The organism is Prolixibacteraceae bacterium, assembly GCA_019856515.1.
Taxonomy (GTDB): domain Bacteria; phylum Bacteroidota; class Bacteroidia; order Bacteroidales; family Prolixibacteraceae; genus Halosquirtibacter; species Halosquirtibacter xylanolyticus.
The window spans coordinates 407,204-427,655 of the sequence record CP082230.1 but is presented as its reverse complement, the minus strand read 5'-3'; the positions used below and the strand labels follow the sequence as shown (position 1 = coordinate 427,655).

General features: G+C 34.9%; 12 protein-coding genes. All 12 read right to left on the bottom strand.

Going from position 1 to position 20,452, the window contains the following annotated elements:
* Positions 1-2: 2 nt before the first annotated feature.
* Entirely contained in the window at positions 3-1,595 is a 1,593-nt protein-coding gene (locus K5X82_01465) for a beta-N-acetylhexosaminidase (protein ID QZT37572.1), read from the bottom strand.
* Positions 1,592-3,622 (bottom strand): alpha/beta hydrolase fold domain-containing protein, encoded by a 2,031-nt coding sequence (locus tag K5X82_01460; GenBank protein ID QZT37571.1) that lies wholly within the window; start codon positions 3,620-3,622, stop codon positions 1,592-1,594. Before K5X82_01460 ends, K5X82_01465 begins: the two co-directional genes overlap by 4 nt.
* Positions 3,623-3,753: 131 nt before the next feature.
* Complete coding sequence (locus K5X82_01455) at positions 3,754-4,644, bottom strand: alpha/beta hydrolase (protein ID QZT37570.1); 891 nt, start codon at positions 4,642-4,644, stop codon at positions 3,754-3,756.
* Positions 4,641-6,029 carry a sialate O-acetylesterase gene (locus tag K5X82_01450; protein ID QZT37569.1) on the bottom strand — a complete coding sequence of 463 codons (1,389 nt, stop codon included), beginning with the start codon at positions 6,027-6,029 and terminating at the stop codon, positions 4,641-4,643. Before K5X82_01450 ends, K5X82_01455 begins: the two co-directional genes overlap by 4 nt.
* Before the next feature lie 56 nt (positions 6,030-6,085).
* A complete protein-coding gene (locus tag K5X82_01445; GenBank protein ID QZT37568.1) occupies positions 6,086-7,441 on the bottom strand; it encodes a sialate O-acetylesterase in 1,356 nt (451 codons plus the stop codon).
* Positions 7,442-7,451: 10 nt separating this feature from the next.
* On the bottom strand, positions 7,452-10,001 hold the full coding sequence (locus K5X82_01440; protein ID QZT37567.1) for a PDZ domain-containing protein: 2,550 nt from the start codon (positions 9,999-10,001) through the stop codon (positions 7,452-7,454).
* Between the two features lie 14 nt (positions 10,002-10,015).
* On the bottom strand, positions 10,016-11,308 hold the full coding sequence (locus K5X82_01435) for a sulfatase (protein QZT37566.1): 1,293 nt from the start codon (positions 11,306-11,308) through the stop codon (positions 10,016-10,018).
* Positions 11,305-13,074: an arylsulfatase gene (locus K5X82_01430; GenBank protein QZT37565.1), complete on the bottom strand. Its 1,770-nt coding sequence runs from the start codon at positions 13,072-13,074 to the stop codon at positions 11,305-11,307. Before K5X82_01430 ends, K5X82_01435 begins: the two co-directional genes overlap by 4 nt.
* Positions 13,071-14,639, bottom strand: a complete 1,569-nt coding sequence (locus tag K5X82_01425) for an alpha-L-fucosidase (protein QZT37564.1) — start codon at positions 14,637-14,639, stop codon at positions 13,071-13,073. The genes K5X82_01430 and K5X82_01425 overlap by 4 nt, the downstream gene beginning before the upstream one ends.
* Before the next feature lie 142 nt (positions 14,640-14,781).
* Positions 14,782-16,443 carry a sulfatase gene (locus K5X82_01420; GenBank protein QZT37563.1) on the bottom strand — a complete coding sequence of 554 codons (1,662 nt, stop codon included), beginning with the start codon at positions 16,441-16,443 and terminating at the stop codon, positions 14,782-14,784.
* Complete coding sequence (locus tag K5X82_01415) at positions 16,440-18,959, bottom strand: glycoside hydrolase family 3 C-terminal domain-containing protein (protein ID QZT37562.1); 2,520 nt, start codon at positions 18,957-18,959, stop codon at positions 16,440-16,442. The genes K5X82_01420 and K5X82_01415 overlap by 4 nt, the downstream gene beginning before the upstream one ends.
* Positions 18,946-20,448, bottom strand: a complete 1,503-nt coding sequence (locus tag K5X82_01410) for an arylsulfatase (protein ID QZT37561.1) — start codon at positions 20,446-20,448, stop codon at positions 18,946-18,948. The genes K5X82_01415 and K5X82_01410 overlap by 14 nt, the downstream gene beginning before the upstream one ends.
* Positions 20,449-20,452: the final 4 nt, after the last annotated feature.

Genomic DNA, 20,452 nt, shown 5'->3' with positions numbered 1-20,452 from the left:
ATTTAATCCCATTTATAGTTTTTAGGCACCTCTGATTTTAAAGCAGGCCCATAATCTATACCAAGCTGCTTTAGTAATGAATACTTTTGAATGACACATTCATAAAACTCATCAAAAGACTTTCTCTTCCCATTATGCCACATCTGCTCAGACAACGCATATATTCGAGGAAATACTCGTTGATCAATCATATATTCCTGAACATTCCAGTCGGTCCATAAACTACATCCCATTCCCATAACTAGAGGACTTGGATTAGCGATGTCACTTACATTTTGCTCATAAATAACTTTCAGATCAGATGTTCGATTTTTTTTATATTTCTTCCATGGTACGACAGGAAAATTAAGATATGAGTAACGATTGGTATTAAGAATAATAGGTATATTTTTCTCTAATGCCTTACGATATCCAACATCAGGAGTTCGTCTTGTTTTCGTCCGATTTCCTATCCACCAATTAATTGCTATATTATCAGGAAATTCCACACCATCATGCTCAGCAACTTCTTGCCAAAAAACTACCCTTCGCCCTTTTTCCTTTAAGTATAATGCCAACTGTTTTGAGAAATACTGCTGTAATTCATGACTATCTTTCAAATCGTGTTTCTTTATTTCGCTTTGACAATCTGGACATCTGTCCCACGTATCTTTCTTTGCTTCATCCCCTCCAAGATGAAGGTATTCAAATGGAAAAAGGTCACATGCTTCATCTAAGATATCTTCAAGAATATGATATGTAGTCTCTTTCCCGGCACAACAAAGATTTGATGAAATTTTAGTTTGAATTTCAATAGGCTGATTAAAGCAAGACAACTCAGGGTATGCTACGAGCATTGCATCTGCATGACCTGGCAAATCGATCTCAGGCATCACATTAATCATCCTCTTTCTTGCATATTCAACAATTTCTCTAATTTCTTTTTGAGTATAGTATCCGTGTTGACCTGGCCAATCATGAACAAAAGCTCCAACTTTTGCTAATCGTGGATATTTCTTTATCTCTATCCTCCAACCAAGGCTTTCTGATAAATGCCAATGAAATACATTCATTTTTAACATTGCCATATGATCAAGATATTTTTTAATGAAATCTACACTTTGATATTGACGACCGGAGTCTAACATAAAACTCCTCCATGCATATCTAGGTTTATCGAAAATGTATAATGTTGGAATTGTGACATCCTCAACATCATATTGTAAGTTAGCCTGAATATGGGAAGGAAACAGTTGGATCAAAGATTGAATTGCATAAAAGAGACCATTCTCTGTATAAGCCGAAATTGTGATTTTAGTCTTCTCAATATTTATGTCATACCCCTCCATACCATACTTCAAGGAATCGTCACAAAAAGAAAGGATTAAGTTTGACTTATTTCTTTTTCCTTGACGAACATCACAATAAGAATCGAATCTCTCAGTAAAATATGATACAATACTTTTTGCTTTCTTTGGGTAAGAAACATACCACACTTTCGGCAAGTGGAACAAATCATCTCGCACCTCTACTCTGGAAGGAGTAGGAAGAATGTTTTGTGCCATCCCACTAAGATGACACAAAATCACTATTATAAGGGTTACAAAAAATTTCATTGATTCACAAAGAATGAATATATTCTACAACTATAACCTTTACTATTCTTATTGTGATCCTCTGAAACACGAATACGAATGTTATGTTTCTTTTTATTTGACAAACTCGCATCCAGAACAAAATATCTTGGTAGATGTTGATAATGACTATTGCTTGTAAAAAGATCAAATGTTTGATATGGCCCTTTATCAATACTGTACTCTATTTTCCCAGCATCTGGTCCAGACATTACATTAATACCAATTGCTCTTCCTTCAAAATCTAAACTCATATATCCCTTTGAATTTGCTGCTTTAATTACTGGTATATTACTATATCCTTTACGTATACGTTCCCCTTTTTTGGGTGACCAAGATTGATCATACACCCATCCTTTTTTAAGCTTTGCACTCTCAATAGAGATAAATTCACCTTTTGAATAACACTGAGCATCTAAAGGTGTTGGAATTGTCCTAATTGTCACTTTATCATCGTCAGCAATAGAACCTGAATAACATGACTCGAGAAACTGTTTCATCGAATTAAAGTAAACCTGTTGTCCAAATGGAGATGGATGAAGATTCTTGAAATCGTTCTCCCAGGTAAATTCTTTGTGATCAATTCGATCCGTAACTTCTTTTGCTAAATTTATTGATCCTATTTTATAATGTTTTGCCACCGACTCGTGATCAACAATCTCTTGTGGAATCTTACCATTTCTGTAGTCATCCATTTTTCTCGGGTCCACCAAATGCATCATCACAATATCAATATCTGGATTCTGCTCCATGGCATGACGTACAATTCCTTCCATTCCTCGAACACGATCGTTACTTGAACGATTTAATGCTGGCGACCTGTCATTTACGGCAGCTTCCTCAAACAATAAATCGATAGATCCTTTTGATAGAATATCTCTATCTAGTCGAAAAGCGCCTGATGTAGAACCTTCACTAGGAATACCTGCTTCAATAAACGTGAATTCAGTCTGTGGAAACTTCTTCTTCAAGTAGTCACATATCATATTTCGCCACCCTTTATTGAACGTTATCGATCCTCCAAGAAAAGCAACAGTTCCTGTCTTATCTTTGATGAATTTTATTTGGCTATTCTTTAAACCTCTTCTGATCTGATGATAATCCAATGATTGCAATGGAGCATAGATAAGGTCACTGTTAAAATTGTAAGACCATTTACTTGGTTCAGAGATGTACCCTAACTTCCACAGAAAAATTTCTGATTGATACATCGTATAGTTATAATCATCATCAGTATTCTTTTTTCTAAAATAACTACTATTAAAGAATCCATGATCTTTACCAACAATTGGGATTAATGTACATCTATTTTTATTTTCAAACATCAATGAATCAAATCGGGCAGCATTCTCAAAAGGTGTAGTATGGTCATCTGTACCTTGAAAAATAATAGTCGGAGGTATCGACTTGTGGACTTGATGACATGGTGATATTTCTCTTTCACGCCCTTTCACCTTTTCTGCACCATACCCTTTAGTGGTAGTATCTAAAACTGGATTAAATAAGATCATTGCATTGGGCACTGAAGAAATTGTTAGATCTTCCCCCTTTGCTTCATGTCCTTTAATCACCCCTGTACATGCTGCAACATGTCCACCAGCAGAACCACCACCAGCAACTATCATATTAGGGTTCACACCCAGCTCAGATGCATGTTTACGAACCCAACGGATTGCAGACTTACCATCCTCAACACATTCAAATGGAGTTGTTTTATGAAACCGTTTCACTCGATACTCAGCACTAAAACAGACGAAACCTAATTTAGTGAGGTGTGTTGCTTGTTGATAAAATTGTTTAGGATTACCTCCAACCCATCCGCCTCCAAAAAAGAATACAGCAGCAGGCCTGTGATCATTTGGTGAATAGTTTTCTGGATAAAATGCATGTAAGTAAAGTTCCCCTTGCTTCGTTTGTTTGTAACATATCTTTTTATCTGGAGCATAGTTAACAGCCTTAACAGAGACAGTAATACAAAACAATATCATGAATAATGATAGATACTTCATACTTAATTGTGTTTTCAGTTTATTTAATGGTTTTTTCTTATAAGTTATAATAAGAATGTACTATAAAGATATAATTTTATGTGAATTGATCCTATTTATTAACCTAGTAGAATACCAACATTGGACAAAAGCTAACCTTTATGGAAGAAATTATACTCCCAAGTAGGTTCTTTAGATAAAAAGCCATGCATCCACAGAAATAACTCAGACTCATATAGCGTGAACTTATAATGTATATCTCCTTTCTTTGGATTTTTTCTTTTTTGGTTATTAAAAAAGCTATGCTCTTGACCAAAGAATGGTCGTAGCACAAGATCATTTTTATTTTTTCTCATTTCCTTACGAAAATCCAAAGCATTCTCCCATTTAGCACATTTATCTTTTGTTCCTGTCATAATAAGAATCGGAGGAAGATGAGAACGCACATTATGAAGAGGGGAAAGAATCGTATCATTTCCTAACATACGATCACTCCCAAAACCTTTTTCTGTTGTGTCAAGTATTGGATTATATGCAAAACATAGGTTTGGAACAGCACTTGTACGGAGATCATCATTATCGTCATTAATATTTGTTATCATAGCACAACAAATTGCTAAATGGCCTCCAGCTGATCCTCCACTTGTAGCAATAAGGTTTGGATTCACACCAAGCTCTTTGGCATTTTCACGAACATATCTTACTGCAGATTTTGCATCTTTAACACATTCGTATGGAGAAGTATTATGACTTGTTCGTGTTCGATATTCAGCACAATAGCATATTAATCCAAGGCTACTCAAATGTTCTGCTTGTCCATAAAAATGAGCAGGACCACCTTTAACCCACCCTCCCCCAAAGAAGAATATGACAGTAGGATAGCTTTTATTCTTATCATATGTTGGGGGATAAAATGCATGCAGAGACAATTTACCCTGAGGAGTATATTTAAATGCAATTTTCTTATCGGGGCCTTTCTTTTGAGCAAAGCCATTTAACATTATGAAAATAAGATAAAAAGTTAGAAGTAGTATTTTTCTCATAGGTCACTATTAATTAGATATTCAAAAGAAGATACTGGAAGTCCTGTGGAATTAAAGATTTGAGCAGTACACCAATCACTATACGCATAACGAACAATTGAAGGAACCTCCACTTCGGTACTGAATACTAATATTTTCTTTGGCCCTAATTGTTTTACCTCAGCTTGATAAAATTTATGGTTACTTCCTGATATTGTAAATTCATCATGCCCGTGTAAGAAGATATTTTCATCAAAAGTCAGTTCTATCTTTCGTCCAACTAACTTGACTTTTCTTATTTGTGGAGAGATGGCCTTTATTCCATGTTTATTATAATTTTTTTTCAAAGCAAGAAGTGCAAGTCTATTTCCAACAGGCCTTTTATTCTTAGGATGTATTGATTTTTTCTCTCCAACATCTAATGTAATTGCAATTCCTGTTTTGGTAATAGTGTTTGCAACATCTTTTTGAACTTCTCTAATTTTGTAACTTTCTCCTGTTTCATAATCATAAGGAGCAATTTGGGCATAATAAAACGATAATTCCTTATTCCAATTTTGTCTCCACTGTTTTATTAGAATGGGGAACAATTTGCTATATCGATCCGCGTCATCTCTATTAGACTCTCCCTGGTAATAGATTACACCTTTAATACCAAAACCTTGAATCGGATAAATCATCGCATTATACAATCCATATGGTTTTTTATTCAATTTTTTTGAGGTTAAAAGTTCCTTTGGAATCTCAACTAATTGATTGTTTTCTTTATTAATCCAAGCTTCTATTCTAGATCCACCTACTGCCGAAATCACTAATCCAATTGGTACTTGAAGTTCTTCACTTAACTTCTCTGCGAAGCTATAAGCAACAGCGCTACAATCAGCAGTTGTTTCGGGAGTTGCCTTTATCCACTCTCCTGTCACATCATTGCGTGGGACATCTGATGCCCCCTTACCTACGGTAAAGAAATGTATTTGATGTTTCTGCGAAGAAACTATCATATCTTTGGCATTCTTACATTCGATTTTACGATTATTTTTAAGTGGTTGAATTACTTTCCAAGCCATATTAGACTGTCCTCCACATAACCATACTTCTCCAAATAAGATATCATTCAATTCAACTTTACTTTCATTGTCAGTGATGGTTAGCGTCTGATTATTTCGATTATCAGTTGTTTTGATTACAGTCTTCCAATTACCTTCATTATCCGTTTTCAATTCAATTGTTCTTGCCCAAGAGGATGCAATAACCACTTTTGAATTTGGCAAAGCATTCCCCCATAACCTAACATGATCTTTTCTTTGCATAATCATTCCCGAAGAAAAAATTTTAGGAATCCAAACCTTTGCACTAAGGCATAAAGGCATAAAAGCCATCATCAAAATATAAAAGAGTTTCTTCATAATCGTGTGGTTTAATTTAGTTTATAAATGCAGTTGTTTATCGTTTAGTTATTGGTCTACAACTTAATTTCAAAAGATGAAACAGGTAATCCATCTGTCCCGTAAAGTTCCGCAATACACCAATTCTTGAAAGCATACCTGATGATACTAGGAATCTTTACGTTCTCACAATCAATGATCAGTTTATTATCCTCTTTCTGATATACATTGGCATTATAAAAATGCTCATTATCGCCAGAGATCATAAACTCATTGCTTCTTTTTAATATAATATTCTTATTAAATGTGATTTCCACTTTTCCACCTTTAGCTTTCACCTTTTTAATAATGGGGGACATCACATTCAATCTCTTTCCATATGTTTCATGTAAAGCAATATTAGCTAACCGATGTCCTACAGGTCTCTTTGTTTTAGGGTGGACATTATTCTCATCTCCTAAATCCATTAATATTGCTACTCCTGTATTAGATACTTTCTCAGCAACTCTCCTCTGTATATCGCGGATCATATAACTATGACCATCTTTATAATGATATGGTGCAATCTGAGCATAAAAAAAAGGGAGTTCTTTATTCCAGTCACTTCTCCACTGGTGGATTAGCATAGGAAATGACACTTCATACCTTTCTGGTCGATGTCGATTAGATTCTCCCTGATAATATATTACACCTTTAATTCCATACCCTTTTATAGGGTATATCATCGAGTTATAATGGACACTATTTGTTCGTATCTTCGGGTTAAATCCTATTTTGTTATTATTCTCCTTATTTAACCATGCTTCTATTTTAGACCCACCAACAGCTGAGATGACGATTCCTATCGGAACATTTAACTGCTCACTTAACTTTTCAGCAAAACTATAGGCGACAGCACTACAATTCTCGGTCGTTTTAGGGGTAGCTTTTATCCATTCACCATCGATTCCTTGAATAGGCTTATTCTCCGACCTTTTGGGAACAGTAAAATAACTAATCAAATGTTTTTTTGATGAAGAGGTCATTTTTGTTGCATCATTACAAGATACTTTATGACCACTTTTAAACTTGTGAACAATTTCCCATGCCATATTTGACTGTCCACTACAAAGCCATACTTCACCAAAAAGTATATTATTGATTTCTATTTTACTACTATCATCACATATACTAAGATGTTTAACATCTCTACTATTATCTGTTTTCACTCTTATATTCCAACACCCTTGATCGTCTGAATACGTATGAGTTTCGTTAGTCCATGATGGTCTTAGAACAATCAATGATCTGGGAGAACTCTTCCCCCAGATCTTAACATTTTCATTTCTTTGCAATATCATTCCTGAAGAAAAAATACTAGGGACCCACACTTTTCCTATAGAAGAGAACGGAATGAGTAAAAACCCAATAAAATAAGCAAAACATTTTGCCATAATTATACGATTATAATTTAAATTTTATGGTTCGTTCTTCTTGTCCTCTTAATACTACAGCAGTATACTCTTGACCTTCTTTTAATTTTGATATTTTTTTTTGAAGATCTTTCGCTGTTACGATATCCGTCTTATTAAGTTTTAATACGACATCATCCAATTGAAAACCTAATCTTTTAATAGCACTAGCACCACTTATTTTAGTAATAATAGCTCCAGATACCGATTTTGAACCATATGCTGTTTGTTCAGAGCCAGTATCAAGAGAATTAAACTCAGCACCTTTGTATTTTATGTTCTTATCTCCCCTTCTTACATTGTCAAAATATTGAGATGGCATAATAATATCTACATCTGGAACTAGCTCTTTTAAATGTAATGAAACGACCCCAAATCCACTCATTATAAAATTCTTATAACCAAGCATTAATGCTGGAGAATTACTCTTCACTCTAAAATCACCATCTAGAGGAGCTACAAATTGGGCATCTCCCACTTTACTATTCTTATCTTGAAATGTCCAATCTTGAATAGAAGTTGCACCAACAACCTCTTTAAAACACGGATTATGAAACAAGGTGTAGTCAAGAGAGCCACCCCATTTAGTAGGGAATGTTGACACATAAGTATCTCCGACAATAATATTTGATTTAAATTGATCATAAGTAGGAGATGGATAAGGGACATTACATGTATAATAATTAAAGATGATATTATTATGCACATTTCTATGATATCCTTCACGAGTCTTCAGACCACCTCTAAGACATAAATTGTTATAGATCTCATAATTGGTTGAACCATCATCGAGATCGACATCCCAACCATTATCACACATCCAAAAGTTGTTACGTATAATATTTGTTTGATATGCATCCCACAGAGGTGCATCGTCCCATCTTTCAATCATTTTCTTTATACGTAAAGAACCATCGTCCATTTTTTCTCTAGCCCCATTCGGAGAAGCTGAATGCCAGAATCGGTCACGTCCCCATGAATTAAATGCACCATGATCACCTGTTTCTAATACAGTTTCAAAACATTTATTCCATTCTATAAGGTGACCTCCCCAACATCCATCACATATATTAATTGCGGCCCTGGGTACTCGATATATAGTATTGTGTCGTACAGTGATTCTAGAACTCATTGCAATATTTACTCCGGCTGTTTGCTTTTCCACACGTCCACATTGTGTCATTAAACAATCTTCTACCAAACAATCCTCAGGATAATCAGGTGTTTTAGGTCCCACTGACGTATCAATGTTATCAAAAGGCACTTTCTTCTCTCCATATTGAAATAAAGGGTTTCGAACTGACTGAGTTGAACCAACAAAGTTTATATCCGTAGCACCATTATGGTGGAAATAAGAACTTTTTACAGAGACTCTTCTATTGTAACCATCTACAAATAAAGCATTTCCACCCAGCTGGAAAAATGAACAGTTCTGCAGTATTATATCCTCAGCTCCAGATATATAAAAAGCCCCACTTCTACAGATTGTCCAATCAGATCTTAACAAAGGTTCTTTGTTATCCATGAAAGTTCTAGATGTCCCCGTAAATCTAATTCCATCAAAAACAATATGATGAACGGGCTTCTTTATAGTTGGCATTTGAGCATGAAAAACAATTCCATTACCTCCTTTTATATCCATTTTTGTTAAATAAGGCTCAAATTCTCCAACAATTCTAATGAGTTCTTGAGTCTGAAGTACAGCCTCGATATTTGCCTTATATAAATCGATATCATGAAAAGGATATAGATATATCATTGAGTTCTTTTTGTCATAATACCATTCTCCAGGAGCATCGAGTTCTTCATATATATTTTCTATCATTCGATAACTTTTATGAACAGCAGAAATTGAATTAACACGATTATTTTGCCATCCACCAATAAACTCAAGCTCTCCATTGCTCTTCGTTCCTATTACTTCATAATGAATATCTCCCCATAAGGCTCGATGCATAGCATGCATATATGCTCCTGTGGGATCTTTCCATTCTTCACTTTTTTGAATACTCCAAGCATCTGAAGCTCCACCATTAAAAGGCTCAGTACGTTTTTTACCATTAACTTGACCGACACTTGATTCTATAAAATTAGGATACCTAGCCATATGGTTCATTCGACCATTTACAATCAACTGATCAATGTCCTCTTCTAGCCTTAACTTTGCTTTGTAAATATTTCCTGTACTTTTTTTCCATTTCAAGTCAAGAGCCTGGGCTGAAGTTATTGTCACCTTCTCACCGTCAACTGCTTTTACGACCAATTCTGCATTTTTAGAGCCACTATCATCTATAGATAATTCTATAGGTTGTGATATTCTATAGGTTCCTCCATGAATCCAAATATATGAGCGATTATAATTGGATTTTTCTGATATTCGATAGATTTCAATAGCACGTTGGATGCTTTGTACAGGATTAGTTAAAGATCCATCTTGCTTGTCATTACCATTCACAGATACGTGCACATCTTTAGCTTGTAAAACTGTGATTCCTAATATAAGACACAGTAATAGCCTCCATTTTAGTTTTACTTGGAACATATTTATGTATTATATTATTGATTACTCACCGATTTAAACCATTGAACTGTAGCTAACTTCATTTCTGCTACTAATTCAGGTTTTACTACTGCAATATTATTTTTCTCAGCAATATCTTCTTTTAAATTATATAGCTCTACAACATTTTTATTGGGATATAGAATTAGTTTATAATTACCTCTTCTCATAGCAAATTTACCTCTCCACTCCCAAAAAAGATCCCGTTGATTCAGTTTTTCTCCATCTGACAAAACCCCCATTATGTCTTGTCCATCAATAAAATGATCATTCTCAATTCCAGCTAAATTTGTTATCGTAGGGTATATGTCCATCGTCATTAAGGTTTGATCCAACTCAATCTGCTTAAGCTTTCCTTTCCAACTCACTATGCACGGCACACGATGACCTCCCTCGTATACAGAACTTTTACCACCTCTTAGTGGCGCATTTTTAGCATATTTAGCACCACCATTATCACTAAAGAAGAAGACAATTGTATTTTTTTCTAGATTATTCTTCTTTAAAGAAGCCATTACTTTTCCAATACCTTCATCCATTACCTCGACCATCTCTTTATAAATAAGACGAGTTGTATCATAAGAACGTTTCTTATCAGGAACTTTTTGTCCAGTCTTTCTAAAAGCCATATCTTTTCGTCCTTGAAAAGGTCCATGAGGTGCTTCATGAGGAATATAAAGAAGAAAAGGTTTATCTTTATTACTATCAATAAATCTTAATGCATACTTTGTAATGAGATCCGTAGAATATCCTTCTTCATTTTGAATTTCATCTTGGGTCCACCAATCCATAAAACCTCGGTAATCCTGATGTCCATGATAATCGATATTACCACTAACATATCCATTAAACAGATCGAAGCCTTGATTAATCGGATTATACATTGTTTTATATCCAAGATGCCATTTCCCACATATACCCGTAGTATAACCAGCCTTCTTTAGTTGTTCTGCAAAAGTTATTTCCTCTAGATCTAAGCCATGATCTCTATCCCAAACTGTTACAATTTCAGAAACAGAGGTTCTTTGCTGGTATTTCCCTGTCAATAAAGCAGACCTAGTTGGACTACAAACCGTTCCATTTGTATGGAAATCAATAAGACGTACACCATTGTTTGCTAATCGATCAATATTTGGTGTTTTAATGTCTTTACTACCATAACAACTCAAGTCGGAGTAGCCTAGATCATCAGCTACAATAATGATAATATTAGGTTTCTTCGAGTGTTTTTTTGCCCATGAAAATGACACAAAAAGCACCATTATAATTAGAAATGATATTCTTTTCATAGTTTTTCAATATAAGTGTAATAAGCAGGATAAATAACACGATTCTTATCTTCAAAAACAGAAGAGAGATCATAGTTACCTTTGGTAACATCTAGCTCAAAATAAATTAGTTTATCTTGAGATGTAATCTTCTTTTTCATGTGATATTGAGCAAAATCTAGTTTTGCAAATTCGAAATCTGATTTTGTACTAGCTTGCCATTTCTTTTCAATTCTTTTTTCTTGTACTTTCTTTGGGAAAGTCTGATTTATTCTTAAATCGCTTTCAATAGGAAATCGAGACAATGTTATTCGATATCGTCCACTTTTCTCAAATGAAACTTTAAAGATCCCAGAACCTGGCTTACACGAAACACAGTGGGTTTGATCATAAGTTCCTATTTTTCTTGGAGAGAGTAAGTCATGAGCACTTAAAGCTGTTGGGTTTTCAAATCGAGTTCCAACCTTAATATATGCAAATCTTCGATCTACACCTTCCGATTCCAGTGATTGCCACCAACGATTATAACCTTCGTTTAGTCGTCCAACAACCTCAGGGTATTTATCATATAAGTTTATCTTTTGTCCTAAATCTTCATTAATATCATAAAGTTCATTTCCATTCACTAATCTCCATCGATTATCCATTACAGCATAATCTTTGTTTTTCACCAAATTTGATTCCCTTTGTTTATCCACATAAAGAATTCGGTTCGACCAAGTCGCACTAGAGTCATATAGAAGTGTCCTAAAACTTTTCCCATCAATTTTTTTTGAAAAATTATACTTAACATCGCACATTTCCATCAAGGTTGGAAGAACATCATAGTGTGCTGTTAGATTTTCTATATCTTGTCCTCCTTTTAATTTACCTTGAGGCCATTGAATATAAAAGGGGACTCTATGACCACCTTCATATTGACTGCCTTTAGCTCCTTTCATTCCAGCAGAATAGACTTTATTTCCACCTGCAGTCCCATTATCTGTCATAAAAATAAGGATGGTATTCTCTCTTAAATTATTTTCTTCGAGATAATCTATTAAGCGTTTGAAATTGTCATCAATATTTGAAATCATTCCATAAAAACGTTTAAACTTATCTTCAAGTTTAGGCTGATCTTTATATTTATCGATATATTCTATTGGACAGTTGCGAGGACCATGAGGAGCATTTGTCGATAAGTAACATAAGAATGGTTCATCTTTATTATCATCAATAAAATTTATTGCTTCCTCAAAAAACACATCGGTACAATAACCTTTATATTGCTGCTGCTTACCATTATGATAATAAGTATCATCAAAATAATCATTCCCCCAATAATCTGGAGCTTGACTTATTCCACCACCACCATGTCTTACCACTTCTTGAAAGCCTCGATCCTCTGGCCTAAAAGGATAATTATCTCCAAGATGCCATTTTCCAAACATCCCTGTGGTATAACCATTCGAAGCAAATACTTGTCCCATTGTTATTTCATCTTCAAATAGGAGTGATCTTCCACCTATAGTATGGAACACATTAAGACGATTGGTGTGTCGACCTGTCATTAGTGCCCCTCTTGAAGGGGCACATGTCGTAGATACATGAAAATTATCTAATCGAATAGCATTGTCATAAAATCGATCTAGATTGGGAGTCTGAATGTATGAATTCCCCTCACAACCTAAATCATTTTTTCCTTGGTCATCAGTAATAACAATGATTACATTCGGTCTTTTGTTGTTCTTCTTCCCCATTGAATAAAAACAACAAAAGACTAGATATATTAATAGAAATCTTTTCATTCAATTGTTATTTTAAATGCTAAAGCATATGAATTAGGAACTTCTTTAGTATGAATTCTAAGTCCGGAAGAGGTTTGTTTCCACTTCACTTTACCATTGTATCCTAAAAGAGATATTTTTTTAATTTTTCCATCTAGATACTCGTTTGATTTTCCTAAGGATTTAATTAAATAATCCCCTTTCTCATCCACATCCATAGCAATGGCATACAAATTTTTATCGTGAGTTGTGAATCGAATATCTTCAGACAAATACCCCTTATCATTCTTTGTAAACTCCTTATAATGTCCTTCTTGAGCATTTGTTGGTCCTTCACCATAGATCTTCCATGGCCTGGTACTATAGATTGCCTCACCATTGATATCTAACCATTTACCAATCTTTATTAATTCTTGTCGCTGATTCTCATCAAGAGAACCATCACCTTTCATTGCGACATTCAATAATAAGTTTCCATTTTTACTTACAATATCTATCAACATATCGACAATAACATATGCTGGTTTCTTTATATCTGTGTTGTTTTTACTGTAATACCAAGTACTTAATGGAGTATCTGTTTGCCATGGATATGGACGTAAATCTTTCGCAACCCCCTTTTCAAAATCGTCTACAACTGCCTTTCTATCTTTAGCCCTTTTTATGGTCACAACTGCTTCACAAGAGCCATTATTCTTCTTCATACTTGTATTATAGAATTCGGCCACCACTCTTCGATAAGTTTCACCTAACTGATATCCTAACCCATCAAAATATAAAAGATCTACATTATATTTATCGTAAAGTTCAGTTGTTCGGAGATACCATTTCTTAAGAAATAGTGTATCAGGAGATTTTTGTCCAGGCTTAAGCTTTGGACAATATAAATCGGCAGGATCATATCCTTCCCACCATTTTCCTTTTCCATCTTCTTTTGTAAGGTTCCCATCATAAGGAACTCCTTTCATTGGTCCTTCTTGATCTGAAGCATAAGCTCTTTGATTATGTTTCCAACAACGTCCTGCATGAGAAGAAACTCCAAAATATAATCCTTGTGCTCTAATTGCTTTTCCCCAATCTCCAATTATATCACGCTTTGGACCCATATTTACAGAATTCCAAGGTTGAGAACTAGAATCCCAATTATCAAAATTATCATGATGATTTGCTAGTGGGACCACATATTTAGCCCCAGCTTTTTTAAATAAGGTGACCAGTTCATTCGGCTCCCATCGATCAGCTTTCCATAAAGGACATAAATCTTTAAACCCAACTTTACTGGGATGCCCATGATGCTTTAGATGGTAGTCGTAAGTTCCATCTGCCCAGTCGGGTATTTTCTTAGCCATAGATGCATCTTGCCAATACATCCACTTACTATACCAACCACAGACACCCATATGAGATGCAACTCCCCAATGAAGGAATATCCCAAATTTTGCATCACGAAACCACTCAGGACAATTGTATTGGTGTAAACTTTCATCTGAAGTATTATACACAATTTGATCTTTATTGCTTTTGTCTGATGCCCACAGTGATACACTTTGACTAATTAATACTAGTGCTATTATTATTCTTTTCATAGATTATAGTTTTTTGTAAATACATTCATTGAACTACCAATCCGACATTATCTCTGTATACTTACTAATTATGGCAGATTACATTAAAACCTGATCATTAGAAACTTAACCCTACTTTATAAGAATCAGTAACGTGAAACACTTACTCATAATCAAATTCAGTTGTCTTAGATGGCTTATATCCGATCCGAATTGCTTTCGCAATAACTTCCTGACCTTTCTTTAGAGTTAAAGGCTTATCATATAGTGTCCAATGCTGTCCTCCAATTTGATCTCCCAATTGATATGCGATACTTGCTCCATTAGTCTTACAATCCATCGATAGTTTTTTTTTGTTTAACTTGAAGATTACATTTGAGGTTTCTGGTTGAATCATATTTGGCCACATCATACGTATTAAATCTTGTTCGGCGATAAAACCTTTGTCTGAAACACGTAGTTGCCATTCTCCTAATGCTGTTCTTAATTCCTGTAACTTGTCAAAATACCCCGTTTTACCAGCAAGATTCTTGACTTCATCAGGATCGGAATGCAAGTCATATAATTCTTCTAATGGTTTTGTTGCTGAGAAAATATAATTCTTTGTCCCATCTAACTTACCTTCCATGCTTAACTGAAACAATTCTGGTGTCATTGGGATCTGTTCTCGATACTCTAAACGAGACATATATGGTTTCTCGGGATAATAATTTCTTATATAGACATATCGACCATCTATAACACTTCTCACTTGATCATATACTGCATCCATTCTATCTGCAGATCCATAAATATATCTATGTGTCTTCGATTCTTTATACTTTCCTGCAAAAGCCTTACCATGCATATACGCTGGTGGTTTTATCCCACCAAGTGACATCATAGTAGGCCCGAGGTCCATTAATGATACTAAGTCACTTACACGTGTTCCTGCCGATTGTTTATCAGGATAACGTATAATTAGAGGCACTCGCAGTCCAGAATTAGTTGCGGCTCTTTTTTGTCTTAACAAATTCCCTCCATGGTCACTCCATATAACAATAATTGTTTTATCTAACAGATTTTGCTTTTTCAATTTATCAATCCACTCTCCAACTTGCTTATCAAAAGCTTCAATATTAGAGTATTTTCTCGAAATTGCGCGTCTAACCAAAGGAGTGTCCTTATAATAATCAGGAACGATAACATTATCAGGATCAACAGTAAGAGGTAATTTATCACGCTTCCATATTTGTGATTCATGAGTTACGCCATGATTATATACAGCAAAGAATTTTTGTCCTAAAGGTCGGTTTTCATATGAAGCTTTCCGACTACATTCATCCCATGCTGTTATAGGACAAGCAAATTGATAGTCACATTTACTATTGTTCGTACAGTAATAACCAGCTTTTCTCATATATTCAGAGAAGCATTTCACAAATGGAGGAACAACAACTGAATATTGTGGAACATTATGTCCTCTTTGGTCGTAAATATTTTGAATTGTCTCTAATGTAACACTCTCGGAATAGGTAAAATGTTTCCCTGTTCTCATATTATGAGTTCCGATATTTACAGGATACATTCCTGTAATGATTGAAGACCTAGATGGAGCGCACACCCCTACTGTTGCATACGCATGATCATAAACGACTCCTTCTCTAGCAACCTGGTCAATATTAGGTGTCTGAACCACATTGTTTCCATAGCAACCTAAAACAGGGCCGATGTCTTCACAGCTTAACCAAAGAATATTATAGTCAGATGTATTTTTCTTGGCCTGCGACATATAAGAAGAAAGCAATAATACTGATAATCCTATCTTTTTAAATAATCTAATCATAACTTAATAGTTCGTTTTATGACAACCGTATTCACATTCTCTGCCAATTGGAACTCATACTTTCCTTTCTCAAACTGCCATTCATTAATGTCCTCATTCCAAAATCTCAAATCTTTTTTGGGAATGATAAGTCGAACGCATTTAGCTTCTCCAGCATTGAGATATACCTTCTTAAATCCCTTTAATTCTCGGATTGGTCTCACAACACTACTTTTCACATCTCGAACATAGATTTGAGGAACTGTTGCACCATCTATACGTCCAGTATTAGATACCTTGAACTCACATTCTATATTATCATCTTCTTTTTGGTTCACCCTAAAATGATCGTATTCAAAGCTTGTATAGCTTTCACCTTGACCAAACCAGAAATTTACTGAGTCTTTTCTATCCAAAAACCATCTATAACCAACATTTATTCCCTCTTTATACTCACAAGACATCGGATCATAATCATTCATCACGACACCTGGGTAGTCAACTAGTTTTTTTGCAATTGTAAAAGGTAATCTTCCACTAGGATTAACTTCTCCAAATAGAATACGTGCATAAGCATCACCAGCATGCATTCCTCCGTACCATCCCCACACAATGGCATTTGCCTGTTTTACCCATGGCATTTCAACAGGAGATCCCCCGATCATAAATACCACTGTATTAGGATTGACACTTAATAGCTTTTGTATTATTTGATCTTGACCATTTGGTAATGTCATATTAGGACGATCTTCACCTTCTCTATCTAAACCATGTGAAAGTCCACCAAAATAGATTACAGCATCATATTTCGTTGCTAAAGAAAGATAGTCTACATTATCCACCTCTTTAGGTAGATCCCATCCAACCTTTAATTCTTTTATTTCATTTGTTTGAATTTCAACATCATATATATCACCCTCTATAAAATCATATGGTATAGGCAAATATTCCTTTGATGACACACCATTATAAACTTCTTTATTATTGATCTTGACTTTTATATGGCCAGATGATTTTACCATAAGAGGAAAAGTTGCAGTCACAGGAGACTTCACTGATCCTTTTAAGCTACAATAATCAATCTCTTTCGATATCATTATTGTTCTACCCATTTTATTTAAATCGGAAAACTGAAAATTAGGTGTACCTACCCACACATTAGCTAATGCTCTTTTTTTTAATGAATTATAAAAACTAAATCTCCATGCAGGCACTCCAGCAGCTGTATTTTCAGAAACAACATACTCATCCCAAATAGTATGATTACCTGATGATGAAGCTGTGTTTACATACTTTACCTCAATATCATTACCACAATAACGTTTTAATCCTTCTAAAGGTGAAATCTCATACTTTGATTTAACTTTAGAGCTACCACCACTATGCCCATGTAGACGATTTGCATTTGGCCCTAAAACAAGAATACTTTTTACATCACTAGGCCATGGAAGCACATCCTTATTTTTCAAAAGTACAACTGCCTCTTCTGTAATTCGTTGTGCAATTTCCTGATGTAAAGGAGTATTTCTAACTCCTTGGACCCTTATTGAGTCCATCATTCCAATTGCAAGTTGTAATCTTAATATTCTACGAACCTTATCATTAAGAACTTCTTCATCAATTTCGCCAGATTTTACTTTGTTTAGGAACGGGGTTGCAAGAAAATAATCGTCATAGCTCTTCACATTTGTCCCCATTTCTAAATCCAATCCATTTACAGCTGCCGATTTTGTATTAATATCACAATTCCAGTCAGTCATTAACACTCCACGAAAACCCCATTCCTCTTTAAGTATCTCTTTGACAAGATGCTTACTTTGACAACAATTTGTTCCCCTGAATTCATTATAAGCTCCCATTATAGAGTACACTTCACCTTCATTTACAGCGGCTTTAAATGCAGGCAAATAAATCTCTCTTAATGTTCTTTCATTAGGAATTGCATTTACTCCATGCCTATTCAATTCTTGTGAATTCAATGCAAAATGTTTAACACAAGCTGCTGTTCCACATTTTTGTATTGCAATCACCTCTGGCACAACAATACTCGAAGCTAGAAGTGGATCCTCTCCCATATATTCAAAGTTACGACCACATGTAGGGTTACGTAATATATTTACCCCTGGGCCTAAAATGATGTCTTTTCCTCGATCTCTAGCTTCGAGTCCTAAGACCCGACCATGCAAGTCAGCCATTTTAGGATTAAATGTAGCCGCCAAAGTCGTTAATGGAGGAAGATAAGTAGAGAAGTCATTTGTCCAACCAGCAGGTTTCCAGTTATGAAAATTTATTTGCTCTCGTACTCCATGAGGTCCGTCACTAAGCCACATTTCTCTAATACCTAATCGATCTATTCCATTTACCGTAAATTTCCCGTTAGCATGACACATAGATACCTTTTCTTGTAATGTCATTTTACTTAATAATGACTCCACTCGGCTATTCAACTCTGGGTCAGATAATTTATTCGGCTGAGCATAAGACACCAGTGAAATGAATAAAAGAATAATACTAATGGTATAATTATTTTGCTTCATATCCTTTCTTTGCGTTTTGTAGTAACTCATTTAGTTCATTAACGATCTTATCATTAGACTCTGAAACATCATTAAATTCTCTTCTATCTTTATCCAAGTTATACAGATAACCACCTAGACGATCAATCGAATAGCCTAATTTTTTGTAATAGTCCATCGCTCCTCTATTTTTTGTATTATTCGAGTTGCCATTTCCTTTTTCAATAAAAACCCATGGACCTTTACGAATTGCAAAGTCTCCTCTTGCACTGTGGTGAATTGTGTACGGGCGAACTTCTTTATTCTTTCCTTGTAATAGAGGTAAGAATGAATAACTATCTTCACCTTGAGATTTGTCATGTTTCACATCCACAATTTCAGCAGCTGTTTCAAAGAAGTCTGCCAAACAAATAGTTTGATCTGTTTTTATTCCTTCTTTAATCTTATGAGGCCATTGTGCAAAAAATGGAACACGATGACCACCTTCCCACAAGTCTCGTTTTACACCTTTAAGGTATCCTGAACTATTATGATTTGTATCAAGATAGCGTCTATAACAGATTGTTTCAGGACCATTATCACTAGTCAAAATGATTAATGTATTATCTAAAATTCCTTGCTCTTTTAAAGTGCGAACGACTCTTCCTATTACATCATCTACTTCCATTACGAAGTCACCATAATCACCAATACGACTTTTACCCTTATACTTTTTCCCTGGAGCTACAGGCGTATGAGGGGCATTTAGTGGAAAGTAAATAAAGAATGGCTTCGAACTGTCTTGATACGATTGTATTTGTGAAACAACTTTATCTGTAAACGTTGGAAGAAACCATTCTGGACCTCTCCCTTTTATTGCTGGACCAGGACGTCCATAAGCACATCTTTTACGATAGATAGTATCTGGCTTCTCTAAAAAACGACTATTCTCTACAATAAGGTATGGAGCCATATCCATTGATCCAGAAATACCATAGTAATAATCAAATCCAAACATATTAGGTCCATTTTTTATCTCCTTAGTATAATCTATGTTTGTTATATTCTTAGCATTTATCTTTTTTCCATCAGTAGTGGCAAAGTCCATTCCTAAATGCCATTTCCCTATACATGCAGTTTGGTAGCCTTTTTTCTTTAATAATGCTGCCACTGTCATACGATTCTTCTTCATCAGTGACTTATCGCAACCATTTAACACACCTCTTTTTAGTCTAGTTTTCCACGCGTACCGACCAGTAAGAACACTATACCTTGAAGGTGTACATACAGATGAACTCGAATGTGCATCAGTAAAAGTAACACCTCTTTTAGCAAGCTTATCTATATTAGGGGTTTGGATCTTTGACTTCGAGTTTAAACAACTTACATCGCCATACCCAAGGTCGTCAGCTAGAATAAAGATAATATTTGGGTCTTTTGTTTGTTTCTTTTTTGCCATTGTGTTACCTGCATTAAATACTAACGCGCTAGTACCAACAGCTGAAATCATTAGTTTAGTTAAAATTCTCATTTTG